This is a genomic window from Vibrio sp. 1402 (assembly GCF_033340275.1).
In genome coordinates, this window is the sequence record NZ_JAWOWE010000635.1 from 1 (window position 1) to 536 (window position 536).

1 protein-coding gene is annotated in these 536 nt (G+C 48.1%); it reads right to left on the minus strand.

Annotation, left to right across the window (positions count from 1 at the left end):
* A partial coding sequence (locus R7044_RS27670; protein ID WP_225456292.1) for a hypothetical protein occupies window positions 1-339 on the minus strand: 339 nt, incomplete at its 3' end.
* Window positions 340-536 lie beyond the last annotated feature (197 nt).

A 536-nucleotide genomic window follows, 5' to 3' on the forward strand; every position in this document is an offset into this window, starting at 1 on the left:
ATCTGCGGTTACAGGATCTGACTTAATCACAACCTCAGTGGGTTTGAAAAAGCCATCTACAGTGGGCATGGGGTAATAAAGACGAATCTTTCCCCAATTCTTGTTGTCGGTAAAAGCGACCTTTGTTTGAGCAACACAAAGCTGCAAAAACATGAAAAGGAAGTCTTCTACCGAGTGCTTACCATCTGCACCAAATACTCCATCGACAATTGCCGGGGTCACTGCCACATTGGTCAGGAAACCAGCTTGTTTACCGATGGAAGATTGGTCCACCAGCAGACCATCATTGATGGCTTGTTGACGGATTTGGGCGAGGTCCAATTTAGCTACTTGGTTCATAAGGTGTACTCCAAAGTTAATGGGTACACCTACCCCGTGCGGGGAAGTGTACCCGCATGGGTTATTGAAAGGTCACGGCCAAAGCCGAGCTTTAAGGTTCCGAGTTTTACGCTGGCTGAATGCGCCAAAGAACGGTCGGAGGAAACGAGTCAGCGACACGCTTCACATTCGCGTAAAGAGTGTCCTTAAAGACACGC